The 22,698-nt window shown below is 72.5% G+C and carries 23 protein-coding genes; 8 read left to right on the top strand and 15 right to left on the bottom strand.

Features of this window, described 5'->3' with window-relative positions; genetic code table 11:
* Nucleotides 1-52: 52 nt before the first annotated feature.
* The 7 genes from FHU34_RS11215 to FHU34_RS11185 form a co-directional block, all read right to left on the bottom strand.
* Nucleotides 53-298 (bottom strand): hypothetical protein, encoded by a 246-nt coding sequence (locus FHU34_RS11215; protein ID WP_145779894.1) that lies wholly within the window; start codon nt 296-298, stop codon nt 53-55.
* 355 nt (nt 299-653) lie between these two features.
* Nucleotides 654-1,886 (bottom strand): RNA polymerase sigma factor, encoded by a 1,233-nt coding sequence (locus tag FHU34_RS11210; protein WP_145779893.1) that lies wholly within the window; start codon nt 1,884-1,886, stop codon nt 654-656.
* 27 nt (nt 1,887-1,913) lie between these two features.
* Complete coding sequence (locus FHU34_RS11205; protein ID WP_145779892.1) at nt 1,914-2,249, bottom strand: YciI family protein; 336 nt, start codon at nt 2,247-2,249, stop codon at nt 1,914-1,916.
* 85 nt (nt 2,250-2,334) lie between these two features.
* A complete protein-coding gene (locus FHU34_RS11200; RefSeq protein WP_145779891.1) occupies nt 2,335-2,946 on the bottom strand; it encodes a GTP-binding protein in 612 nt (203 codons plus the stop codon).
* Nucleotides 2,927-3,313, bottom strand: coding sequence for a DUF742 domain-containing protein (locus tag FHU34_RS11195; protein ID WP_145779890.1), 387 nt, complete (start codon nt 3,311-3,313; stop codon nt 2,927-2,929). The genes FHU34_RS11200 and FHU34_RS11195 overlap by 20 nt, the downstream gene beginning before the upstream one ends.
* 5 nt (nt 3,314-3,318) lie before the next feature.
* Nucleotides 3,319-3,741: a roadblock/LC7 domain-containing protein gene (locus FHU34_RS11190; protein WP_145779889.1), complete on the bottom strand. Its 423-nt coding sequence runs from the start codon at nt 3,739-3,741 to the stop codon at nt 3,319-3,321.
* A 91-nt stretch (nt 3,742-3,832) separates the two neighbouring features.
* Entirely contained in the window at nt 3,833-6,391 is a 2,559-nt protein-coding gene (locus tag FHU34_RS11185; RefSeq protein WP_423438673.1) for a sensor histidine kinase, read from the bottom strand.
* A 577-nt stretch (nt 6,392-6,968) separates the two neighbouring features.
* Here FHU34_RS11185 and FHU34_RS11180 point away from each other — a divergent pair.
* A complete protein-coding gene (locus FHU34_RS11180; RefSeq protein ID WP_091403743.1) occupies nt 6,969-7,217 on the top strand; it encodes a DUF2630 family protein in 249 nt (82 codons plus the stop codon).
* A gap of 43 nt (nt 7,218-7,260) precedes the next feature.
* Here the strand turns inward: FHU34_RS11180 and FHU34_RS11175 are convergent, their stop codons facing one another.
* From FHU34_RS11175 to FHU34_RS11165, 3 genes are all read right to left on the bottom strand, one after another.
* Complete coding sequence (locus FHU34_RS11175) at nt 7,261-8,193, bottom strand: serine protein kinase RIO (protein WP_145779887.1); 933 nt, start codon at nt 8,191-8,193, stop codon at nt 7,261-7,263.
* 212 nt (nt 8,194-8,405) lie between these two features.
* Nucleotides 8,406-9,050 carry an HAD family hydrolase gene (locus tag FHU34_RS11170; protein ID WP_145779886.1) on the bottom strand — a complete coding sequence of 215 codons (645 nt, stop codon included), beginning with the start codon at nt 9,048-9,050 and terminating at the stop codon, nt 8,406-8,408.
* A 65-nt stretch (nt 9,051-9,115) separates the two neighbouring features.
* Nucleotides 9,116-9,976: a carbon-nitrogen hydrolase family protein gene (locus tag FHU34_RS11165; protein ID WP_145779885.1), complete on the bottom strand. Its 861-nt coding sequence runs from the start codon at nt 9,974-9,976 to the stop codon at nt 9,116-9,118.
* A gap of 77 nt (nt 9,977-10,053) precedes the next feature.
* On the opposite strand from FHU34_RS11165, the gene FHU34_RS11160 reads away from it, so the two are divergent.
* The 6 genes from FHU34_RS11160 to mug all read left to right on the top strand — a co-directional run bounded on the left by FHU34_RS11160 (nt 10,054) and on the right by mug (nt 14,341).
* Nucleotides 10,054-10,626: a TetR/AcrR family transcriptional regulator gene (locus FHU34_RS11160; protein WP_030337284.1), complete on the top strand. Its 573-nt coding sequence runs from the start codon at nt 10,054-10,056 to the stop codon at nt 10,624-10,626.
* Between the two features lie 81 nt (nt 10,627-10,707).
* A complete protein-coding gene (locus tag FHU34_RS11155; protein WP_145779884.1) occupies nt 10,708-11,631 on the top strand; it encodes a TIGR04222 domain-containing membrane protein in 924 nt (307 codons plus the stop codon).
* Entirely contained in the window at nt 11,628-12,446 is an 819-nt protein-coding gene (locus tag FHU34_RS11150; RefSeq protein ID WP_145779883.1) for an MbnB/TglH/ChrH family RiPP precursor modification enzyme, read from the top strand. The genes FHU34_RS11155 and FHU34_RS11150 overlap by 4 nt, the downstream gene beginning before the upstream one ends.
* Nucleotides 12,443-12,922, top strand: a complete 480-nt coding sequence (locus FHU34_RS11145; protein WP_145779882.1) for an SCO6045 C-terminal-like domain-containing protein — start codon at nt 12,443-12,445, stop codon at nt 12,920-12,922. Before FHU34_RS11150 ends, FHU34_RS11145 begins: the two co-directional genes overlap by 4 nt.
* 52 nt (nt 12,923-12,974) lie before the next feature.
* The gene (locus FHU34_RS11140) at nt 12,975-13,736 is read left to right on the top strand and encodes an SDR family oxidoreductase (RefSeq protein ID WP_145779881.1); all 762 of its coding nucleotides are present in this window, start codon (nt 12,975-12,977) and stop codon (nt 13,734-13,736) included.
* Nucleotides 13,733-14,341 (top strand): G/U mismatch-specific DNA glycosylase, encoded by a 609-nt coding sequence (gene mug, locus FHU34_RS11135; RefSeq protein WP_145779880.1) that lies wholly within the window; start codon nt 13,733-13,735, stop codon nt 14,339-14,341. Before FHU34_RS11140 ends, mug begins: the two co-directional genes overlap by 4 nt.
* Nucleotides 14,342-14,355: 14 nt before the next feature.
* On the opposite strand, the gene FHU34_RS11130 is transcribed toward mug, so the two are convergent.
* The 4 genes from FHU34_RS11130 to FHU34_RS11115 all read right to left on the bottom strand — a co-directional run bounded on the left by FHU34_RS11130 (nt 14,356) and on the right by FHU34_RS11115 (nt 20,141).
* Entirely contained in the window at nt 14,356-16,899 is a 2,544-nt protein-coding gene (locus tag FHU34_RS11130) for a DUF6493 family protein (protein WP_145779879.1), read from the bottom strand.
* A gap of 109 nt (nt 16,900-17,008) precedes the next feature.
* A complete protein-coding gene (locus FHU34_RS11125) occupies nt 17,009-18,985 on the bottom strand; it encodes an ABC transporter ATP-binding protein (RefSeq protein WP_208745139.1) in 1,977 nt (658 codons plus the stop codon).
* Between the two features lie 114 nt (nt 18,986-19,099).
* Nucleotides 19,100-19,867: an enoyl-CoA hydratase/isomerase family protein gene (locus FHU34_RS11120; RefSeq protein WP_145779877.1), complete on the bottom strand. Its 768-nt coding sequence runs from the start codon at nt 19,865-19,867 to the stop codon at nt 19,100-19,102.
* A 46-nt stretch (nt 19,868-19,913) separates the two neighbouring features.
* Nucleotides 19,914-20,141, bottom strand: a complete 228-nt coding sequence (locus FHU34_RS11115; RefSeq protein WP_007462679.1) for a helix-turn-helix domain-containing protein — start codon at nt 20,139-20,141, stop codon at nt 19,914-19,916.
* A gap of 214 nt (nt 20,142-20,355) precedes the next feature.
* On the opposite strand from FHU34_RS11115, the gene FHU34_RS11110 reads away from it, so the two are divergent.
* On the top strand, nt 20,356-20,955 hold the full coding sequence (locus tag FHU34_RS11110; RefSeq protein WP_145779876.1) for a cadmium resistance transporter: 600 nt from the start codon (nt 20,356-20,358) through the stop codon (nt 20,953-20,955).
* A 33-nt stretch (nt 20,956-20,988) separates the two neighbouring features.
* On the opposite strand, the gene FHU34_RS11105 is transcribed toward FHU34_RS11110, so the two are convergent.
* Entirely contained in the window at nt 20,989-22,593 is a 1,605-nt protein-coding gene (locus FHU34_RS11105; protein WP_145779875.1) for an ABC-F family ATP-binding cassette domain-containing protein, read from the bottom strand.
* Nucleotides 22,594-22,698: the final 105 nt, after the last annotated feature.

Here is a 22,698-nt window from a genome sequence, read left to right as displayed (position 1 = left end):
CTCGCCGCAGGGTGGTCGGCCGAAGCGCGTGTCGCGCGGCAGCCTCAGCTGGTCACGCCGGTCCGCTCCGGGCGTCCGGGAGCGCGAGGGCAGCCAGCCGTTCGTCTATCGCCGCGTCCACCTGCCGCATCTCGTAACCACGTAGCCGCCGTCGCAGGCTGGCCGCTCGAAGCGCGTCCCGCGCGGCAGCCCGTGACACAGCGCTGTCGGTGGCCAGAGCTCCGTCGACTTCGGCAAAGAGACTCTCGACCTGACGCATGTCATAACCGCGCAGAGCAAGGTCGAACGGCAATGTCATGCGGCCACCGTATCGGTCGCCGGCTCGTGTCCAACGGGGATGCGCGACAGGGGTGGACGCGCAGTGCGACCGCGCGGGCCTCCTCGTCGGTGAGCGGCAGGAACCGGAGAAACGGCGAACGATGCGACCGGATCGGGTCCGCCCGGCTGGCCGCGCAGCTCCCGGATCGCCCGGCGGGTGATCCGGTTTCCGGCGCGGCCCAGGCCGCGCCGCCTTCAGAAGCTGAGATCTTGGACAGTTTCCGTTAGCTGAAGACGGAAAGTGTCCAAGATTCACCCCGTCAGCCCTCTCCGATGCCCCGACCGGCGTCTTCGGCACGGTCGGAACCATCAGACGCACAAGAGCAAACGCGCGTCTAGGGTGCGAGTTCGGCCGCCCGGTCCCGCAACGCCCGACGTTCGGAGGTCGAGCCCACCATCGCCGCCGCCTCCCGGAACAGTGCGGCGGCCCGACGTCGGTCACCCTGCCGGGCCACCAGGTCGGCCTCCACCGCCACGGCCAGCGGGTAGCCGTCCAGCCCTCCCCCGGCACGCGCCGTGTCGAGCAGCACCAACCCGACGGCCGGCCCGTGCGCGTACCCGTGCGCGACAGCGCGGTTGAGCGCGATCACCGGGGAGGGCCGGATGTCGGCCAGCGCGTCGTAGGCCCGCGCGATCGTCGGCCAGTCGGTGTCATCGGCGGAGGCCGAGGTGGCGTGGCAGGCGGCGATCCGAGCCTGCCACGCGTACGGCCCGTCGTGGCGTACCCGAAAAAGGGCGTCCAGTCCCTCGGCGATGGCCGCACGGTCCCACAGTGAGCGATCCTGTCGTTCCAGGGTGAGCAGGTTGCCGGCGGCGTCCCGGCGGGCGTCGCGGCGGGAGTGCTGGAACAGGACCAGCGCCAGCAGCGCGGCCACCTCGGACTGCTCCGGCATCAGCCGGTCGAGGAGCCGGGCCAGCCGCACCGCCTCGTCGGCGAAGGCCGGCTCGCCGTCGGCGACGTACCCTCGGGTGAACAGCAGGTACAGCACGGCGAGGACACCGGGCAGTCGCTCGGTCAACGCCGGCCCGTTCGGCACCCGGTACGGGATGCCGGCCTGCGCGATGCGGGTCCGGGCCCGGGTCAGCCGTCGGGTCATCGCCGACTCGGTGACCAGCAGGAGTCGAGCGATGTCAGCGGTGGGCACGCCGCAGACGGTGCGCAACGTCAGCGCCACCCGGGCCTCCATCGCGAGCGCCGGATGGCAGCAGGTGAAGATGAGCCGTAGTCGGTCGTCCACCACGTCCTCCCCCACCTCGGGCTCGGGCTGAGCGTCGGACGGCGTGAGCAACGCCAGGTCGTGCAGCTTGCGGCGTTCCACTGTGGCCCGACGCAGCACGTCGAGCGCCCGGTTGCGGGCCACCGTCATGAGCCAACCGCCCGGGTTGGCCGGCACACCGTCGGCGGGCCAACGCTCCAGCGCGACGGTCAGGGCCTCCTGGGCGCAGTCCTCGGCCAACGCCCAGTCCCCGGTCACCCTGATCAGGGTCGCGACGATCCGGGGGTACGCCTCGACGCCGGCCGCCGCGACGGCTTCCGCCGCCGCGCCGACCGGTGCGCCCGTGCGCATCGGCCGGCGCTGCGACATGGGCACCCGTCAGTCGGGCAGGTCCGCGAACGGACGCAGTTCCAGTCGCCCCTCACGGGCCATCGGGTGGGTGCGGGCCACCTCGATCGCCTCGTCCAGGTCAGCGCACTCGATCAGGTCGAAGCCCACGATCACCTCGGCGGTCTCCGCGAACGGCCCCTCGGAGACGAGCAGCTCACCGTCGCGTACTCGGACGGTGGTGGCCGCGCTGGTCGGCGCCAGCACGTCGCCGGTCAGGCGGCGGCCACGAGAGTCGTTCTCCGCCACCCACTTGTGAATGTCGGGTAGTTCGGTGGGGTCGGTGTCCGGCTCGCTGTCACTGCACACGAACATCATGTACTTCATCTGGTCGCTCCCTGGTCTCTCGGGGTGTCGCCAGCATGACGATCGGCCGACGGCGTTCCGGACACCCTCCCCCGAAAAACTTCGGTCAGTCTCCGCTGGCGGCGCGGCGACGGGCCTCGCGGGTCTTCATGGCGTGCTCCATCAGCGTGACGAGCACCTCCTTGCTGGACTCGCGCTCCCGGGCGTCGCAGAGCAGCACCGGCACCCCCGGGTCCAGGTTCAGCGCGGCCTGCACCTCGTCGAGCCGGTACTGCCGAGCGTCGGCGAAGCAGTTCACCGCCACCACGAACGGCGTGCCCCGGCCCTCGAAGTAGTCGATCGACGGGAAGCAGTCGGCGAGCCTGCGGGTGTCGGCCAACACCACGGCACCGATCGCGCCCAACGCCAGTTCGTCCCAGACGAACCAGAAGCGGTCCTGACCGGGCGTGCCGAACAGGTACAGCACCAGGTCGTCGCTGATGGTGATCCGGCCGAAGTCCATGGCCACTGTGGTCGTGGACTTGCCCTCCACCCCGGAGAGGTCGTCGATGCCGACGCCGGACTCGGTCAGCACCTCCTCGGTGCGCAGGGGCCGGGTCTCGCTGACCGCACCGACCATGGTCGTCTTGCCCACGCCGAAACCTCCGGCGACCAGGATCTTGATCGCGGTGGGCAGTGTCGTCGCTCCCGCCGGCCGGTCAGAGTGCCCGTAGTCCATTGATTACCGCCTCGAAGATGCTGTTGTCGGGAAGACCGGCCGTGGTCTGCGGCTCGCGGACCCGCACCAGGCTGCGGGCCGCCAGGTCACCGAGGAGCACCCGGATGGTGCCCACCGGCAGGTCGAGATGTGCGGCGATCTCGGCGACGGACTGAATGCGCTGGCACAGTCCGACGATCGCCACGTGCTCCGGACCGAGACCGATCTCCGGCGTGACCTCGGCTTGGGTCGCGGTGACCAGGGAGATCAGGTCGAAGGTGCCGGTCACCGGGCGGGCTCGCCCGCGCGTCACCGCGTACGGGCGTACGACCGGACCCGCGTGGTCATCCACCCATTGATGGTCTGCGGACTCCCCCTGCACCGTCATCGCCGCTACCTCTCGTCGACCGACTGCTCAGTTGCACGGGAAGGAGACGCGACGTACTTGCCGACGCGCGTGACCAGCATCGCCATCTCGTAGGCGATCAGGCCGACGTCGGCGTCCTCACTGGCCAGAACCGCCAGGCAGGCGTTGCGTCCGGCGGCCGTGACGAACAGGAACGACGACTGCATCTCGATGATGGTCTGCTGCACCTGCCCGCCGCCGAAGCGCTTTCCCGCTCCTCGGGCCAGGCTCTGGATGCCGGCGGCCATCGCCGCCAAGTGCTCGCCGTCGTCCCGGCTCATGCCTTGGGAGGAGGCCATCAACAGCCCGTCGCTGGAGAGCGCGACCGCATGTTCGGCCTGCTTCACCCGGCCCACCAGATCATCCAGCAACCACGTCAGGTCGGCACTCGAAGCCGTCTTCTGCGCCACTTCGTCGTCCTCTTCTCGCCCGGCTGTTGCGCCGTGTTCATCTAGGGCTGACCGTCACGCCATGCGGGGATTTCCGCACTTCGATGGTCGGTCAGGGGGCTTGGGGGTCCTCGTCGCTCGGTTCGGGCGTCGCCGCCGGCGGGGCGCCGGATGCGCCACCGAGCAGCCGCGCCGCGTCGGTGCGGCCGCGACGGGTGCCGGTCTGGTAGGAGCTCATCATCCGGCGTACCTGCTCCGGCGGACGCACCACATCCTCGTCGTCACTCTCCGACTCCGCAGGGTCGTCCCGTAGCTCGGGAACGATGTTCGCCTGTCGAACCCGGACCGGGAGACCGGAGTCGGTCCGCGCCGCCTCGGCGTGGTCGGGCGTCGGGGCGGTGCCACCAGTGGCGGCCGGAGGGCCGTCGTCGGCCGCGAGTGCTTTCACGCGCTCCGCCCCTCGGGTGCGGTCGACAGCGGGCAGGCCGGTGGGCACCGTGGGGGCCTCCAGCGCCGGCAGGCTCGGGCTACGCCGGGCCCGGGTGGGCAGTTCGGGCGTACCGGTGGCGGGGGTCGTCCGCTGCCGGGTGGGCAGGCCGGTGTCGGCCTCGTCGGCCGACGTCGCCGGGGTGGCACCGTCCGACGTGGTCACTGTCGGGACAACCGTTTCCGGTACGTCCGAAGCGGTGGTCGTCGTCGCGGCCAGCGCGACAGGTGCGACGGTGGTCGAACGGCCGGTGTCGCCGGAACCCACCGACGGCGCCGGGGTGGCCGAGCCGGTCCGCATGGCGCCGGAGTCCTCCGGGCCGGGGCCGTTCTCGGTGACCAGATCGAGCGGGATCAGCACGACCGCCGTGGTTCCGCCGTACGCCGATTCCTTCAACTGCACCCGCACGCCGTGCCGCTCGGTCAGCCGGCTGACCACGTAGAGGCCGAGGCGGGAGGCGTTGGCGAGGTTCAGCTCGGACTGGTCGACGATCCGGTGGTTCGCCGCGGCCAGGTCCTCCTCGCTCATGCCGAGGCCCCGGTCCTCGATCTCGATGGCGAACCCGTTGGCCACCGACTGCCCGCGTACCTCGACAGTGGTGTGCGGCGGGGAGAAGGACAGGCCGTTCTCGATCAGCTCGGCGAGCAGGTGGATCACGTCGCCGACCGCGCGGCCGGCGAGGGAGACCTCACCGAGCGGCAGCACGTTGACGCGGGTGTAGTCCTCCACCTCGGCCACGGCGCCGCGCACCACGTCGACCATCGGCACGTTTCGCCGCCAGGCCCGGCCGGGGGTGGAGCCGGAGAGGACGATCAGGTTTTCCGCGTTGCGCCGCATCCGGGTGGCCAGGTGGTCGACCCGGAACAGGTCCTCCAGTTCCTCCGCGTCGTGTTCACGGCGCTCCATCGCGTCCAGCAGGGTGAGCTGGCGGTGGACGAGTGCCTGGGTGCGGCGGGCCAAGCTGAGGAAGACCTCGCGGACGTTACGACGCAGGTCGGCCTGCTCGACAGCGGTCCGCAGGGCGGTTTCCTGGACGGCGTTGAACGCCTTACCGACCTGGCCGATCTCGTCGGTGCCGAATTCCAGCGGCGGCGCCTCGGTGGCCACGTCGACCTCCTCGCCGCGGCCGAGTCGATCCACCACGCGGGGCAGCCGCTCGTCGGCGAGCTGCCACGCGGCCTCCCGCAGTCGGCCCAACTGGCGCAGCAGGGCGCGAGCGGTGGTGATCGAGACGACGACGGAGGCGATGACGGCGAGTAGGCCCAGACCGGCGGCGAGCACCAGCCGGATGATCACCCAGACCGCCACCGGGGTGGCGCGCTGCACCAGGGCGTCACCACCGGCCAGGACGACGGCTTCCTGCTCCTTGAGGGCGGGATCGATCGCGGCCTGCCAGTCGTCGGCCTCGACCGGCAGCGGCGCGTTGGGGCGACCGGCGGTGACCATCCGGTCTTCGAGGGCGCGGAGGCGGGTGAAGGCCTGCCCCTCGGTCATCTGGACGTAGCGTTCCCGGTCGGCGTCCGGCAGCTCGGCCAACGCCTCGGTCACCAGGAACCGTTGCGCGCCGACCAGGTGGGCGAACTGGGTGTACTCCGGGGCGCTGACCCGGCCTGCGGCGGCCATCCCGGCGAAGAGGGCGTCCTCCTGCGACATCAGCTCCCGCACCCGGACGAGCCGCGTGAGGTTGACGGTGTCCTGGGCGATCTGCTCGTCGTCGAGTTGACCCAGGACCGCGTACACCCGGAACAGCGAGTCGAGGACACCGGTGTACGCCGCGGCCGCGCCGGCCCGGTCCACCGAGCCGGAGACGACGGCCTCACGCATCTCGCCGAGCCCGTCCAGTCGGGCGACCATCTCGTTGATCCGCCCGGTCAGTTCGTCGCTCGACGCCAACCGGGCCCGCCAGCTCCGGGCCGACTCGGCGAAGGTGGCGGCCTCCCTCGCACTGCGCTCCTGCTGCGCCTGCAACTGCTGTGCCAGGCCCGGGTCGCGGCGGCCCAGGTAGGCCACCGACATCCGACGCTCCCGTTGCAGCTCGGTGAGCAGCGACTCACTGGGTTGCACGACCTGCGCGTCGAGCCTCTGCACACCGAGCACGTTGAAACCGTCGCGCAGGGTCACCCAGGCCGCGAACGCCCAGAGCGCCGCGAGCGAGACCAGCAGGGCCACAATCTTGGTGCGCAAACTTGCACTGCGGGAAGCCATCCCACCCGTCCCTCAACCGTTTTGAATGGCTGAACGAGCCCAGCCCCCGGCCCGGCGCACGCTAGCAGTGTCCGGAATTTCCCTCAAGCAGTGCAGACCAACGGCTATCCGAGATATGGGCGGATCCACCCAGCGGCGCCGCAGCCGAGGCTGTACGGCCGCCACGGCCGCTCGCATCACCATCGCCGGATGGAGATCCTTGTCATACCACAGTGGAGCGTCGATGTGCTCGGTGACCAGGTACGGCCGGATGGTGCCGAGGTTCAGTCGGACGACCTGTCCCGGGCGACGCGTCCGCCAGCCGGACCGCGCCCAGGGGTCACCGAGGAACCCGGGTGACCTGCGGCGGAGGATGGCCACCTGTGTGGATCATGGCGCTTCGGAACGCTCGGCTCAGTGATTCTCACCCCACGATGGGCAGGGCGTGACACAATCCGAACCGAGCGTGAGACCGGCGCATCGACGCGTCGCCGTCGGTGTGGTCCAGCCGATGACCGAAGCGCGACAGGGGTACGAATCCAGGCGCTTCCGGTGCCGCTGTGCCAGGCTCAGGAGCATGGACGACAAGACCATCCTGAACCGGATCTCCGAGCTGGTAGACGAGGAACACAAGCTGCGTGCGGACGCCCAGGCCCACGAGTCGGGCACCGAGGGCGAGGCCAGCGAGCGACTGCGCGCCCTGGAGGAGTCCCTCGACCAGTGCTGGGACCTGCTGCGCCGCCGCCGGGCCGCCCGGGAGACCCACGGCGACCCGGACGCACAGGGCGAACGCCCCAAGCCTGAGGTGGAGCGCTACCTCCAGTGACGGCAGAGCGGGTCGGGCGGTCCGGCCGCCCGACCCGCCCCGATCAGCGGAGCCCCGCCTCGCGCAGCAACTCACCGGTCAACGTGTGGGGATCGGTCTGCTCGGCGGGCAGGCCCCGAGCCGCGAACCAGGTGCCGACCACCCGCACGTCGCGCGCCAGGAACTCCGGACCCTGCGGGTTGGCCACCACGTCGACCACCTGCGGCAGGTCGATCACGACCAGCCGCCCCTGGTGCACGAGCAGGTTGTACGGCGACAGGTCGCCGTGCGCGTAGCCCGCCCGCGCCAGCACCCGCAGCGCCTCCACGAGTTGTGCCCACAGGTCGCGCAGCTCGGCCGGGCCGGGTCGCAGCTGGGCCAGCCGGGGAGCGGCCTGCCCCGACTCGGCGTCGCCGACGAACTCCAGCATCAGTTCGGTGCCTCGGAGCTGCACCGGGTACGGCACGGCGATCCGATCGTGCCCGGCACCGATCTCCCAGAGGCGGGCCAGGGCGGCGAATTCCGCCGCCGCCCACTGCCCGGCGATCATCTGCCGACCGAAGGCCGTGCGGCCGGCCATCGCCCGGTTCTCCCGGGAACGGCGCACACGGCGCCCCTCCAGGTAGCCGGCGTCGCGGTGGAACAGCCGGTGCTCGGGATCGCGGTAGCGTTTGACCGCCAGCAGACAGGACCGGTCGGTGTCGGGCACCGCCCGGCGGACCAGGTGGACGTCCGCTTCCTTGCCGGTCTTCAGCACACCCAGCTCGGTGTCCCGGGCGGCCAACTCGGTGACCAGCCAGGCTGGGTGTGGCTCTGGCCCGTGCACGGCGTCGTCCCAGGACGACCAGCAGTCGCCGGTGTCGGGATCGGGTTCAGCGTCCGGGTTCGCGGGTGGCTCGGTGGGCCGCCCGCGCTTCAGGAACTGTGGTTCGTCGTCGTCGAAGCGGCTCTTGCCGCGGCTCCGGCGCTCCAGCGCCGGAAGGTCGTGATCGCGCACTGTGGTGAGGTTCCCTTGGTCGAGGCTGAGATAGGCGGCTGGAAGCGACCTGCGAAGACGGCCATGACCGACCTCCTCTCCTCGACCGGGCCCACGCCCGGGACGCACCATGCGCAGGAACATGCTCGCCGTCCCACCGGCACGCGGTCAACCGATTAACAGCCGACCGCACGCCAGCCCGGCGACAGTGCGCACGCGTGGGACGCGACTCCTCAGCGGGCGAGCACTGTGGCGACCGCGGCGATCAGCCCGTCCACGGTGTGGCTCGGCGCGAACCGGACGTCCGACCAGGTACGCCCCCGGTGCAGCCAGACGCTGGGCAGCCCGACGGCGGCGGCGCCACCGATGTCCGCCTCCGGGCTGTCACCGACCACCCAGGCGCCGCGCAGCGGCATCCGGACCCGTTGGGCGGCCAGCGCGAAGATCCTCGGGTTGGGCTTGCTGACCCCGGCCTCCTCGGAGATCACCCAGTCCGCGACGTACCGGTCCAGGCCGGTCTGGCGGATCTTGGCGTCCTCGACGCGTACCGTGCCGTTGCAGACCACCACCGGCACCCAGCCGGCGTCGTCGGCGATCCGCAGCGCGCAGGCGGTCAGCGGGTCGAGCCGGGTCTGCGCCACCACCCCGTCGTGCAGCTCCTCCACCAGGTCGATCGAGGGAATGCGCAGCTCGTAGCGGTCCCGGATGGCGTCGGCGAGATCCCAGCGGTCGGTCAGACCGTCGGCGTCGATCGAGACCAGCCAGTCGATGTCCGTGTGGGGCGCGCCGATGCCGTCCAGGAAGCGCTCACCCCAGCGGCGGAACGGCCCGGCCCGATCCAGCAGGGTGTTGTCCAGGTCCAGCAGGAGCAGTGGCACTCGGGCACCCTACGGGACCGACGTGTCCGCCAACAGAGCCGGCGGGTATCGACCTCACGACGTGCTCAGCCGGACATCGACACCCGGGCGCCGCCCTGGTCCGGCAGTCGATCGGCGAGCATCGAATGCGCCGTGCGGGTGGCCGCGAGCACGGCGGGATCCAGCGTCGCCACGAGCACCGCCGTGCCCTCGTCGGCGCCCCGCGCCAGCACCCGACCCTCGGGGTCGTAGATCGCGGCGCCGCCGTTGAAACGCCACGGGTCGTCGCCGCCGACCGCGTTGGCGAAGACCACGAACATCGTGTTGTCCAGGGCGCGCGCGGCGTAGTACAGGTCCCGGCGGTGCTCGGAGCTGGCCAGGTATCCGCTGGGGCACAGGTAACCGTGTGCGCCGTCGAGGGCGGCGGCCCGCCCGTGCTCGGGGAAGCAGCCGTCGTAGCAGATGCCGAGCCCGAGCCGCCAGCCGTCGACGAGCAGCGTGGCACCCCGACCGCCGGCGCTGAACAGCTCGCGTTCGTCACCCCACAGCTGCTGCTTGTCGTACCCCACCCGGACCTCGCCGGCCCGGTCGACCACGAGCGCGGCGATGGTCCGCCGACCGTCCGGGTGCCGGACGGCGGCACCGACCACGACGGTGACGCCGGCCTCGCGCGCCGCGGCGCGCAGCGGGTCGAGCCGGGGATCCGCGACCACTCCGGCCGGATCGGCCGCGACGTCCGTGCCGACCGGGTCGGCGGCCAGGGTCGGCGGGTGGTACGCGCAGAGGAACAGCTCCGGCAGTACTGCCACCCGGGTGCCCCGCTGACCGGCTTGGTGGACGAGGTCGGCGGCGAGGAGCGCGTTGCCGGCGACGTCTCCCGGCACGGGTGTGGCCTGGATGGTGGCCACGGTCAGCGGAGCGGCGGGGACGGTCTGCGGCGAGGTCACCGGGCGATGGTAGTTGGCAAGCTCCCAAGCCGTACGTACGGTTTGCGTGACCCGGGGTGACCTGCAACGATCGACGCGTGCCCAGAGTAAGTCAGGACCAGCTCGATGCGCGCCGGCAGGAGATCCTCGCCGCGGCCCGGGCGTGTTTCGCCCGGCTCGGCTACGAGGGGGCGACCGTCCGCCGCCTCGAGGAGGCCACCGGCCTGTCCCGTGGCGCCATCTTCCACCACTTCCGGGACAAGGACTCGCTCTTCCTGGCCGTCGCTGAGGACGACGCCGCGGCCATGGTCGAGACGGTCGCCCGCAACGGTCTGGTGCAGGTGATGCGTGACCTGCTCGCCCGCGCCGTCTCCCCGGACACCACCGGCTGGTTGGGCAGTCAACTGGAGGTCTCCCGCCGCCTGCGTACCGACCCGGCGTTCGCCAAGCGCTGGGCGGAGCGGTCCGCCGCGATCGCCGAGGCGACCCGCGACCGGCTGGCCCGCCAGCGCGACGCCGGGGTGCTACGCGAGGACGTCCCGATCGACGTGCTGGCCCAGTTCCTGGAGCTGGCCTACGACGGGCTGGTGCTGCACCTGGCCATGGGGCGACCGGCCGGCGACCTGGGCCCGGTGCTCGACCTCGTCGAGGAGGCGGTCCGCCGCCACTGAGCGCGCGGACAGCGGTCTGTCGGCCGTGGCGAGGCTGCTCCACAATGGGGCCGCGGATCCCTCCGGTGACAGGAGCAGTCGATGATCGTGCACGCCGCGTCCGGTGACACCTGGGGCATCTCCGGCCCGACCTTCCTCCGCTACTACCTCGTAGCGACCGCCGTGGTGGTGGTCGTCGCGGTGTACCACCGGATCCGTCTGGCGGCCAATTCGACCACCGCCATGACCGCCGATCCACTCGGGCCGCAGCAGGTCGCGTACCTCAACGGTGGACCTCGACTCGCCGTAAACGCTGCGATCGGCGGCCTGCGCGGCAGCGGTGCGATCGGCGTGCGCCCGGACCGCCGACTGACCACCATCGGCGCCGCGCCGACCGGGCTCACCCCACTGGACCAGGCCATCCACTGGGCCGCGCACCAACATGCCCGCGTCGGGGACCTGCCGCGGGACGAGCGCGTACGCGTCGCGCTGGACCAGATCCGCAACGGCCTGGAGCAGCGGGGTCTGCTGACGAACGACGCGCAGCGCGCGCGTGCCCGCTTCTGGACCAGGCTCCTGATCGGCCTGCTGGGCCTCGGCGTGCTCCGGTTGGCCTCCGGTCTGTTCAGCGGTCGCCCGGTCGGTTACCTGCTACTGACCCTGGTGGCGCTCCTGATCGTCACTCTGGTGCTGCGCCGCCCGCCCGCGGTCACCCGGGCCGGTCGGGCCGCGCTGCGCGGCGTGCGCCGCGAGCACACCCACCTCGCCCCGGCCTCCGCGCCGGCCTACGCCACCTACGGAGCGGCCGGCGCGGCGATGGGCGTGGCCCTGTACGGCACCGCCTCGCTCTGGGCACTCGACCCGGGCTTCGCCGAGCAGGCCGAGATCCAGCGCCAGGCCGCCTCCGGCAGTGGCTGGAGCGGAGGCGCCGACGGGTCGTCGGGCGGCGGCGACAGCTCCGGCTCGGACGGCGGCAGCTCCTGCGGTGGAGGCGGTGGATGCGGCGGCGGGGGGTGCGGCGGATGACCGGCCCGTCCGGGGTCGGCATCGGTTGGCGTCCGGAGATCGCCGGTTTCGTGGCCGAGCTGCCCGGGCTGCGGTTCGTCGAGGTCGTGGCCGAGGCGGTCCCCGCGTCCGGGCCGCTCCCACTCGGTCTGGCACAGCTGCGGGAGCGCGCGGTGACTGTCGTACCCCATGGGGTGCGGCTCTCCCTCGGTGGCGCCGAACCGGTCGACCCGACCCGGGTCGCGCACCTGGCCGCGGTGGCGCAACGCGTCGACGCCCCGCTGGTCAGCGAACACATCGCGTTCGTCCGGGCCGGCGGCCTGGAGGCCGGGCACCTGCTGCCGCTGCCCCGCAGCCGGGAGGCGGTCGACGCGGTCTGCGCCAACGTGGCGCGGGCCCAGGCCGAACTGCCGGTGCCGATCGCGCTGGAACCGATCGCCGCGCTTGTCGACTGGCCCGACGACGAGTTGGACGAGGCGGACTTCCTCACCGAGATCCTCGACCGGACCGGCGCGCTGTTGCTGCTGGACGTCGCCAACGTGCACGCCAACGCCCGCAACCGGGGCACCGATCCGCTCGCGTTGCTGGACCGACTGCCGCTGGACCGGGTCGCGTACGCCCACGTGGCCGGCGGCGCGGAGCACGGCGGCTTCTACCACGACACCCACACCGACCCGGTGCCGGCGGCGGTGCTGGAGCTGCTGGGCGCGCTCTGCGCCCGGCAGCGACCACCGGCGCTGCTGCTGGAACGGGACGGCCACTACCCGCCGGCCGCCGTGCTCCGCGCCGAACTGGACGCCCTGGCCGCCACCGCCGGCTTCCCGGCCGTGACATGACCGACGCGGGCGACGGCAGGCCGACACCCCGGGCGGGGCTGGCCGAACGGCAGGCCGAACTGGTCGCGGCGCTGGTCGCCGGGGGTCCACCGCCGGCGGGTTTCGCCCCGGGACCGCTGGCCGCCACCCGGGCCGCGCTGCTGCGCAAGCGGGCCGGCGACGTGGCCCGGCACTGGCCGCTCCTCGCCGCCGGCCTCGGCGTCGGATGGTCGACGACCTTCGCCGACTGGGCCGCCCGGCGACCCACCGCCGGGTCACTGCGCGACGGTTGGGACCTGGCCCGCGCGCTGCGTGACCAGCACGCGCTCCCCCCGCCGGCCGCCGAGGAGCTGGCCCTGCGGGAGGCACGCCTGCGCTACGACGGGCGGCGGACGCCACGTCCGCGCCGGGTGCCGGCGGTCGGCCGCGCCGGCGGGGCCGTGGCGGTGCAGATCGCCGGTCGGGTACGCCTGCTGCGCCCCGCCCCGCGCCCATGAGGACGGCCACCGTTGGTGGCGACGAGCTGCCGGATGCGGCAGGATCGGGCTTATGGATCTAGGGCTCACCGACCACGTGTACGTCCTCACCGGCGCCTCCCGCGGCCTGGGCTTCGCGACCGCGCGGTGCCTGGTCGCCGACGGGGCACGGGTGGTCCTCTCGGCTCGTGACCCGGACGCCGTGGCCGCCGCCGCGCAGCAGCTCGGCGGCCCGGAGCATGCCGTGGGGCTGACCGCCGACCTGGCCGACCCGGAGACCCCGGAGCAGCTCGTCGCGGCGGCCCGGGAGCACTTCGGTCGGCTGGACGGCGCGTTGATCTCGGTCGGCGGCCCGCCGGCGGGCAACGCCGCGGCGATCACCGACGAGCAGTGGCGGCTCTCCTTCGAGACGGTCTTCCTGGGCACCATCCGCGCGGTCCGCACGGTCGCCGCCGCGCTGCCCGAGGGCGGCGCGATCGGGTTGGTGCTCTCCACCTCGGCCCGTGGCCCGGTGCCCGGCCTCGGCATCTCCAACGGTCTGCGGCCCGGTCTGGTCGGTGCGGCCAAGGACATCGCCGACGACTACGGTCCGCGCGGAGTCCGCGTGGTCGGGTTGCTGCCCGGCCGGATCATGACCGACCGCAACCGGGAGCTGTTCGCCGCCACCGGCGACCCGGAGCGTGCCCGCTCCGAAGCTGAGGCCAGCATCCCGCTGCGCCGCCTCGGTGACCCGGCCGAGTTCGGTCGGGTGGCCGCGTTCGTGCTCTCCCCCGCCGCGAGCTACCTCACCGGGATCACCGTGCCGGTCGACGGCGGCGCGCTGCGCGGGCTGTGACGACAGACCCGGGCCTCCCGTCAACCGTCCGGCACTCACGGCCCACCCGGGCGGAGCTGGCCGCCGCCGCGGACCGGACCATCCCCGACGTCCTCGCGCCGGGCCTGGAGGTGCTCTTCGTCGGCATCAACCCCGGCCTCTGGTCGGCCGCCACCGGTTGGCACTTCGCCCGACCCGGGAACCGGTTCTGGCCGGCGCTGCACGCGGGCGGGCTCACCCCCCGACTGCTGCACCCGAGCGAACAGGGCGAGCTGCCCGCCCTCGGGCTCGGCATCACCAACATGGCGGCCCGGGCCAGCGCCCGCGCCGACGAGTTGAGCACCGAGGAACTGCTCAACGGCGCGGCGATCCTGACCGACAAGGTGGCCCGCCACCGGCCGCGCTGGGTGGCGGTGGTGGGGGTGACCGCGTACCGGATCGGTTTTCAGCGGCCGAAGGCCACCTTCGGGCCGCAGTCGGAGACGCTGGCCGACGCCCGGCTCTGGGTGTTGCCGAACCCGAGCGGCCTGAACGCGCACTTCACACCGGTCACGCTGGGGTTGGCGTTCGCCGAGCTGCGGATGGCGACGGAGCTACCGGACCGCCGCATGCCCGCGACGACCTGACGAACGCCGGCCGGTCAGGTGGTCAACGCGGTGTGCAGCCGGCGGGCCTCCTTCACCAACCGGCTCGTGCCGCCGCGCGCCGCCACCTCCACCAGCCCTGGCACCTCGATGCGGACGCCGGTGACGCCGGCCGTCTCGGCGGCCAGGGCGAGCAGGTCGGGCGTGCCACGCGGTGCGGTCGGCCCGGCCAGCAACGGCGACAGCGCCGCGGCGAGGAGCCGCCACACACTCAGCCGAGCACCGGCCGCGACCGCGTCCCGCAGGGGTGTCACCGCCCGCGTCAGCGTCACCTGGTTGTCCGCCGCCAACGTGCCCAGCTGACCTCCGACGCCCGGGGCGTCCAGCTCACCGCCTGAGGCCAGCATCAGGAGAGCGTCGAGGGCGGCGACCCGGTCCGCCTCGTGTCGGGCGCACAACCCGTACGCCAGCGCCAGGTCGACGGCCGGACCGCCGACGCCTGTGCACTCGGCGAGTTGCGGCAGGACCGCGCCGAGCCCCTCGGCGTCCTCCTGCGCCGCGCTGGCGACACCCGGAAGCAGGCGAGCGGCGACCAGACCCCGATGCCCCGGCAGCAACGCCGGCCACAGGTCACTCCAGTCGGCGGGCCCCTGCCCGACCGGGCGGACCGGCACGGTGAGCAGGCCGATCGGGTCCGCCACGCCCTCCGGCGGACTGGTCGCGACGAGGGTACGCCGCACGGGCAGGTGGTCGTAGCCGTAGTCGAACCCGTGGCGACGCTCGCGCCGGCCGACGGTGACCACCTCCTGCACGGGCGCCGGTAGGGCTTCCCCGCGAAGCCAACCGGCCAGTTCGTCCCCGGCTGGCGTGCCGAGCGCCGCGGCGCGGGTGGCTAGGGCGTCGTCCACGCCGACGGGCAGCCGCAGCAGGGCCTGGGTGAGATCCCACCGCCAGACCGGCCGGTCGCCGAGCGCGTCCAACCGCTCGTAGAGCGCCGCCGGGTCGACGGCACCGGTGGTGGACGTCGGGGCGGCCAGCAGCCCGGGGTCGTCAGCGCCGTCCAGACGCTGCCCGATCTCGGCGAGCCGGGCGCAGTAGAGCTGCGTGAGCGGAGGCTGCCTGGACGGCTCGACCGTCGACCGGCGTCGGAAGAGCCGGTCCCTCCAGGTCACCGACTGGCCGAGGATGCGGGCCCACTGGTCGCGCCGATGGTGAGCCTCCGTCGGCGCGGCGACGGCCAGCAGCACACCGTTGAACTGGGCTCTCAGGTTGAACGCCGCCCAGCTGCCGTTGTGCGCGCGGATCTCCGCGCGTCGCAGCACCGGTGGCAGGGCAACCGCCAGCCCGTCCCGTTCGCGGGTGGCCAGTCGGACCAGCCCGTCGAGGACCCGCTCCAGCGTCAGCGCGGGCCACTGCCGACCGAGCAGCCCGGTGATCTCCTCCACCAGCTCGTCCACGTCGGTGATCGGCGGCGGCACGAGCGCGGGCGACACCGGCGGCGGCAGTTCGTCGCCGGCCACCGCCACTGCGACGGTGGCGACCGGCCGGTGGCCGTGTCGCTGCGCCAGGGCCAGCGCGCGGTCCCGCAGATCGGCGGAGGGTTGGGCGACACCCGACGCCAGGGCCTCGGCGATGTCGGCCGCCCGGTCGGGGTTCTGCCGGGCCAGTCGGTCCAACCAGGACAACTGGGCGCGCACCAGCGCCTTCTCCGGCCGACCCAGCACGACCCGCGCGGTGTCCACCACCGACTCGAGGTCCAGGTCGCCGCCCGTGTCACGCAGCGCCCGCTGCGCCAGGCCGGCGACCGGCCCCGGCGCGTCGGCGAGCAGCCGCAGGTACGCGCTCGCCCGCGCCGTCACCTCGGCCGGCGTGGGTGCCAGCAGGTCGTGCAGGGTGAGGAACGGACGCAGGGCGGTCGGCCGATCGCCGCGCAACAGGCGGCCGAGAACCCCGTCGAGCAGCGTGGACCGGTCGAGTCGCCCCTCCGTCGCCAGCGCGACCAACGCCGGGGGCACTCCCTGCCCGGCGCCGTTGAACGTCAGGTCGGTGCCGATCCCGTCCACCTCGAACAGCCGGGGCAGCAGAGCGTCCAGGTACGGGTCGGCGCGGAGCCGGTCGACAAGGGTCTGCGGCCGGCTCTCGAATCGCGCCATCCACAGCGACTGTGCCCAGCCGGCGACGAACGCGTCAGCTGTGGGCGGCGGTGCCTTCTCGGCCAGCAGCAGCCCGGCGATGAAGTGCCAACCGTCCCACGAGCGGCTGCGGGGCAACCGCTCGGCCAGCCGGTACGCCACCTCCGCCAACCAGGGCACACCCCGCAGGCGTGCCGCCGCGATCACCGGCTGCGGGTCGGCGTTGCCCAGCTCGACCGACCGCCGGCCGAGCAGGGCCGCGGTCTTGGTGGCGGTGCTCAACGTGCCCACCGCGGCCACCGCCAGGGCGGTCGCCTCCTTGTCCACCCACCAGGTGTCCCGCCGACGTCGCACATGGGCTGTCAGCTCGTCGCCGAGCGCCCGGCGGGCCGGCTCGTCCAACGTGCTCAGCAGCGCGCCGACGGCGGACACGTCGCCGAGGCTCAGGCACCTGAGGAGGTGGGTCACCACCCCACCTCCGCGACGGCGGGCACGGGCAGGTTTCGGTACGTCTGCACGGCGCACACCGTAGAGCAAGCGACCGACACGACGTCGACGACGAGCGGCCGACCCGGGCTCAGTTCGCGGCGGCGGGCGGCAGCACCTCGTCGGCGCGGTAGGTGCCCAGCGGCATGACCACCGGCTCGGGGCCGGTCGCGTCGACGAACGGGGTGGGCGAGTCGGCGACAGCGAACTGGGTCCGGTACAGCTCGGCGTAGAGCCCGCCGACGGCCACCAGTTCGTCGTGCCGGCCCCGCTCGACGACCCGCCCACCGTCCAGGACCAGGATCTGGTCGGCGTCGCGCACTGTGGAGAGCCGGTGCGCGATCACCAGGGCGGTACGCCCGGTCAATGCCACCGCCAACGCCCGTTGCACCGCCGCCTCGCTCTCCGAATCCAGGTGGGCGGTCGCCTCGTCGAGGATCACGATCGACGGCGCCTTGAGCAGCAGCCGGGCGATCGCGATGCGCTGCTTCTCGCCGCCGGAGAAGCGGTAGCCGCGTTCCCCGACGGTGGTGTCCAGCCCGTCGGGCAGTGCCCGCACCAGGTCGGCCACCTGGGCGCCGGCCAGCGCGGCCCAGATCTCGTCGTCGGTGGCGTCCGGCTTGGCGTAGCGCAGGTTCTCGGCGATCGTCTCGTGGAACAGGTGCGAATCCTGGGTGACCACACCGATCTCGTCGCGCAGGGACGCCAGCGTCGCGTCGCGTACGTCCACACCGCCGACCAGCACCTGGCCGTCGCTGACGTCGTAGATCCGGGAGATGAGCATCGAGAGCGTCGACTTGCCGGCGCCGGAGGGGCCGACCAGCGCGACCATCTGCCCCGGCTCCACGCTGAACGAGACGCCCTTGAGCACCGGCTCGTTGACGGTGCGGTCGAGCGTGGCGACCTCCTCCAGCGAGGCGAGGGAAACCTCGGCGGCGCTCGGGTAGCGGAATCGCACGTCGCGGAAGTCGACCCGGCCGGCCCCTCGGGGCACCGGCACCGCGTCGGGCTTCTCCACGATGCCCGGCTTGAGGTCGAGCACCTCGAAGACCCGGTCGAACGAGACCAGGGCGCTCATCACGTCCACCCGGACGTTGGAGAGCGCGGTGAGCGGACCGTACAGGCGGGTGAGCAGCAGCGCGAGCGTCACGACGGTGCCCGCGCTGACGCCGCCGGTCACCGCCAGCCAACCGCCGAGGCCGTAGGTGAGGGCCTGCGCCAGCGAGGCCACCAGCAGCATCGCCACGAAGAACGTGCGGGAGTACATGGCGGACTGGATGCCGATGTCACGGACCCGTTCGGCCCGACCGGCGAACCGGCGTGCCTCGATCTCGGGCTGACCGAAGAGCTTGACCAGCAGCGCGCCGGCCACCCCGAACCGCTCGGTCATCGTCGCGTTCATCTTGGCGTCGAGGTTGTACGCCTCCCGGGTGATGTCGGCCAGTCGCCGACCGACGCGACGGGCCGGGATGATGAAGATCGGCAGCAGCACCAGCGAGAGCGCGGTGATCTGCCAGGAGAGGGTGAACATCACCGCCGCGGTGAGCACCAGTTGGATGACGTTGCTGACCACGCCGGACAGGGTGGAGGTGAACGCCCGCTGGGCGCCGAGCACGTCGTTGTTGAGCCTGCTGACCAGGGCGCCGGTCTGGGTACGGGTGAAGAACTGCAACGGCATCCGCTGCACGTGGTCGTAGACCCGGGTGCGCAGGTTGAAGATGATGCCCTCGCCGATCCGGGCCGAATACCACCGTTGGGCGAGGGAGAGCAGCGCGTCGGCGACCGCCAGCGCGGCGATGAACAGGGCCAGGCGCACCACGAGCCGGCCGGCCTCGGTGCCGCCCCGGTTGATCGCGTTGATCACGTCACCGGCGAGCACCGGGGTGGCCACACCGATGATGGCGGCCAACACCACGGTGGCCAGGAAGACGACGATGTCGCGCCGGTAGGGCCGGGCGAAGGCGACGATGCGGCGGGCCACGCCGCGCTTGAGCCGGTGGGTGGCGACCTCGTCCCGGTTGCGCATCGACCGGAGCATGCTCCACCCGGCCATGCCGCCTCCGGACATCGGGTTGGACATCGCTCACCTCCGGGTTGTCGGGCAGACCGCCTCGTCAGGTCAATTCTCCCGACGAGTGTGACAACCTCGGTCGTAACCCGGATCTTCCCGTGCGGTCCTTACCTATTCTCCGCGACCCGCCAGGTCGCGTAGCCGACGGGTCTGCGCCTCGCGCTCGGCGCGCTGCTGGTCGGCGTGCGACCGCCCGGTCGCGCCGGCGAGCAACGCCTTGATCTCCACCACCGCGTCCCGGGCCCCGGCGAGCAGACCAGCGGTCAGGTCCCGGACCGCGTCGTCCACCTCGGCCGGCGGCACGACAAGGGTGGCCAGCCCGATCCGGTCCGCCTCGGCGGCGTCCAACCGGCGGCCGGTCGCGCAGATCTCCAGCGCCCGGGCGTAGCCGACCAGCTCGACGAGGCGCTTCGTGCCGGCCAGGTCGGGCACCAGGCCAAGGGTCACCTCGGCCATCGACAGTTTCGCGTCGGCGGCGAGAACACGCAGGTCGCAGGCGAGCGCGAGTTGGAAGCCCGCACCGATCGCGTGGCCCTGCACGGCCGCGACCGAGATGACGTCCGGACGGTGCAGCCAGGTGAAGCCGGCCTGGAACTCCGCGATGCGCTCGGCACACTCCTGCTCGGGCAGCGTGGCCAGCTCGGCGAACGAGCCCGGGCCGGAAGCACCGGCCACCGCGAGGTCGAGGCCGGCGGAGAACGCACGCCCCTCGCCCCGGACCACCACCACCCGCACGTCGCCGGGCAGGTCACGGGAGAAAGCGCTCATCGCCCGCCACATGGCAGGCGTCTGGGCATTGAGCACGTCGGGCCGGCACAACGTCACCGTGGCAACCGGCCCGTCGCAATCCAGCCGAACCCCGGTCGCCTCGGCGGTCACCGGGCAACCCGGGGCGCGGCGCTGGTGGACGACGCTGAGGGGCGGGTCACGCCTTCTTGCGGCGTCGGGCACCACCGCGCTGACGCAGCTGCACCCCGGACTCGGTGAGCACTCGGTGGATGAACCCGTAGGAACGGCCGGTCGAGGCCGCCAACGCGCGGATACTCTCCCCCGAGGTGTACCGCTTTACCAGGTCCTTGGCGAGCGTCTGACGCTCGGCTCCGACGATCCGGCGACCCTTCTCAGTGCTGGTGGCTGTGCCAGTGGCTGCCATGCTGTGTCCTCACGTCCCAGACTGTGCGGTTCGGATACGGTCCCACCTATTAGACCGCCTCGGACGATCATGCGCCAGATATCAACTCTTCGCCAACCGACACGCTATGCAATGTCAGCTTCCCGATAGAGTGATCCTTGCAATCGGCCCCGTCCGGCCTCCGGGCGTACCCCCGAGGGCGATGGTTCCTGCCGACGAGCCGTAACCTGCCGTCGTGATCGACCTGTTCAGCACGGCGGCCGGAGCGGCTGTGGTGTTCGCCGCGACCGACATCGACGACATCGTCATCCTGACGCTGTTCTTCGTCGCGGCCCGCACCACCGGCCGACCCCGCCCGTGGCAGATTGTCGCCGGCCAATACGTCGGAATCGGCGCGCTCGCGCTGGCGAGCGCGGTGGTAGCGGCCGGGTTGCTCGTGGTGCCGGACCCGTGGACGGGGCTTCTCGGCCTCCTGCCGATCGTGCTGGGCGTCCGCGCGCTGCGGCGCTCCGACGAGGACGACACCCCCACCGTCGTCACGGGAACGCTCGGTGTGGCCGGGGTGACGATCGCGAACGGCGCGGACAACGTGGCCGTCTACGTACCCGTCTTCCGAGCCCTCGGCGTGGCCGACAGCGCGGTGTTCCTCCTGGTCTTCGCGCTGCTCATCGCGTTGTGGTGCGCCGTCGGCGCCTGGCTGGGCGGACACCCCCGGGTGGTCCGGCTGGTCGAACGCGCCGGCCACTGGCTGGTGCCGACGATCTTCATCGGCATCGGTGTGGTGATCCTGGTCAGCTCCGGCGTTCTCGGCCGACTGGTCGACCTGCTCGGCTGAGGACGCGGTCAGGCGTCCACCACCGGGTGGCGATCAGGCCAGCTCGACCAGTTCGAGCAGGTCGTCGCTCCAGGCGTCCTCGTCGCCGTCGGGCAGGAGGATCGCCCGGTCCGGCTTGAGCGCGAGCACCGCACCCGGGTCGTGGGTGACCAGGACGATCGCGCCCGGGTAGTTGGCGATCGCGTCGAGCACCTGCTCCCGGCTGACCGGGTCGAGGTTGTTCGTCGGCTCGTCGAGGAGCAGCACGTTGGCGCCGGAACAGACCAGGGTGGACAGCGCCAGCCGGGTCTTCTCGCCACCGGACAGGACCCCGGCCGGCTTGTTCACGTCGTCACCGGAGAAGAGGAACGCGCCGAGGATCTTGCGCAGGTCGGTGTCGGACTGTTCGACGGCGGCGGCGCGCATGTTCTCCAGCACGGTTCGCTCCACGTCCAGCGTCTCGTGCTCCTGGGCGTAGTAGCCCAGCCGCAGCCCGTGACCCGCGTGCACCTCGCCGGTGTCCGGAGTGAGCAATCCGCCGAGCATCCGCAGCAGCGTCGTCTTGCCGGCGCCGTTGAGCCCCAGGATGGCGACCCGGGAGCCCCGGTCGACAGCGACGTTGACGTCGGTGAAGATCTCCAGCGAGCCGTACGACTTGGACAGGCCGCTCGCGGTGAGCGGGGTCTTGCCGCACGGTGCGGGGCTGGGGAAACGCACCTTGGCCACCCGGTCGGCGACCCGCACCTCCTCCAGGCCGGAGATCAGCTTCTCGGCGCGGCGGGCCATGTTCTGCGCGGCGACGGTCTTCGTCGCCTTGGCCCGCATCTTGTCGGCCTGCGCCATCAGCGCGCCGGCCTTCTTCTCGGCGTTGGCCCGCTCCCGGCGGCGACGCCGCTCGTCGGTCTCACGCGCCTCCAGGTACGCCTTCCAACCCAGGTTGTAGACGTCGACGACCGAGCGGGTGGCGTCGAGGAACCAGACCTTGTTGACCACCGACTCCAGCAGGGCGCCGTCGTGGGAGATCACGATCAGGCCGCCCTTGTGGTTGGCGAGGAAGCCGCGCAGCCAGGTGATCGAGTCGGCGTCGAGGTGGTTGGTCGGCTCGTCGAGCAGCAGGATGCCGCCGCCGTTCTCACCGGCGTCACGGAACAGGATCCGGGCCAGCTCGATGCGCCGCCGCTGACCGCCGGAGAGGGTGCCGATGGTCTGCGCGAGCGCCCGGTCCGGTAGGCCGAGATTGGCGCAGATCCGGGCGGCCTCGGCCTCGGCGGCGTACCCGCCCAGGGCGGCGAACTGGTCCTCCAACGCGCCGTAGCGCCGGACCAGCTTGTCGTTGGCGTCCTCGGCGAGTTGGGCCTCGATCTCCTTCATCTGCGCCATCAGCACGTCCAGGCCGCGCGCCGACAGCACCCGGTCGCGGCCGGTCACCTCGAGGTCGCCGGTGCGGGGGTCCTGGGGGAGGTAACCGATGGCACTGCGCTGGTCGATCTGACCGGCGTACGGCTGCCCCTCGCCGGCGAGCACCTTCAACGTGGTGGTCTTGCCGGCGCCGTTGCGACCGACCAGGCCGATCCGGTCACCGGGCTGCACCCGCAGCGTGGTGTCGGACAGCAGGATGCGGGAACCGGCACGCAGTTCCAGGCCGGTGGCAGTGATCATCGTGTCGGGCTCGCTCTCGGGGTCTGGAAGGCTGACTCGGGGCACGCGAAACGGCCGGCGGGCTCAAGAGGCCCGACGGCGCGGGGCGGTTCAGCCTTCGCAGCG

The organism is Micromonospora taraxaci (assembly GCF_007830095.1).
In the GTDB taxonomy this organism is placed as follows: Bacteria; Actinomycetota; Actinomycetes; order Mycobacteriales; family Micromonosporaceae; genus Micromonospora; species Micromonospora taraxaci.
Note: the sequence above shows the minus strand (reverse complement) of the source record. Positions and strands in the feature narration are given on the sequence as shown.

Coding starts and splice junctions, on each gene's coding strand:
- FHU34_RS11215 (WP_145779894.1), bottom strand. CDS start 298: ATGACATTGCCGTTCGACCTTGCTCTGCGCGGTTATGACATGCGTCAG.
- FHU34_RS11210 (WP_145779893.1), bottom strand. CDS start 1,886: ATGCGCACGGGCGCACCGGTCGGCGCGGCGGCGGAAGCCGTCGCGGCG.
- FHU34_RS11205 (WP_145779892.1), bottom strand. CDS start 2,249: ATGAAGTACATGATGTTCGTGTGCAGTGACAGCGAGCCGGACACCGAC.
- FHU34_RS11200 (WP_145779891.1), bottom strand. CDS start 2,946: ATGGACTACGGGCACTCTGACCGGCCGGCGGGAGCGACGACACTGCCC.
- FHU34_RS11195 (WP_145779890.1), bottom strand. CDS start 3,313: ATGACGGTGCAGGGGGAGTCCGCAGACCATCAATGGGTGGATGACCAC.
- FHU34_RS11180 (WP_091403743.1), top strand. CDS start 6,969: ATGGACGACAAGACCATCCTGAACCGGATCTCCGAGCTGGTAGACGAG.
- FHU34_RS11155 (WP_145779884.1), top strand. CDS start 10,708: ATGATCGTGCACGCCGCGTCCGGTGACACCTGGGGCATCTCCGGCCCG.
- FHU34_RS11150 (WP_145779883.1), top strand. CDS start 11,628: ATGACCGGCCCGTCCGGGGTCGGCATCGGTTGGCGTCCGGAGATCGCC.
- FHU34_RS11145 (WP_145779882.1), top strand. CDS start 12,443: ATGACCGACGCGGGCGACGGCAGGCCGACACCCCGGGCGGGGCTGGCC.
- FHU34_RS11140 (WP_145779881.1), top strand. CDS start 12,975: ATGGATCTAGGGCTCACCGACCACGTGTACGTCCTCACCGGCGCCTCC.
- FHU34_RS11125 (WP_208745139.1), bottom strand. CDS start 18,985: ATGTCCGGAGGCGGCATGGCCGGGTGGAGCATGCTCCGGTCGATGCGC.
- FHU34_RS11115 (WP_007462679.1), bottom strand. CDS start 20,141: ATGGCAGCCACTGGCACAGCCACCAGCACTGAGAAGGGTCGCCGGATC.
- FHU34_RS11105 (WP_145779875.1), bottom strand. CDS start 22,593: ATGATCACTGCCACCGGCCTGGAACTGCGTGCCGGTTCCCGCATCCTG.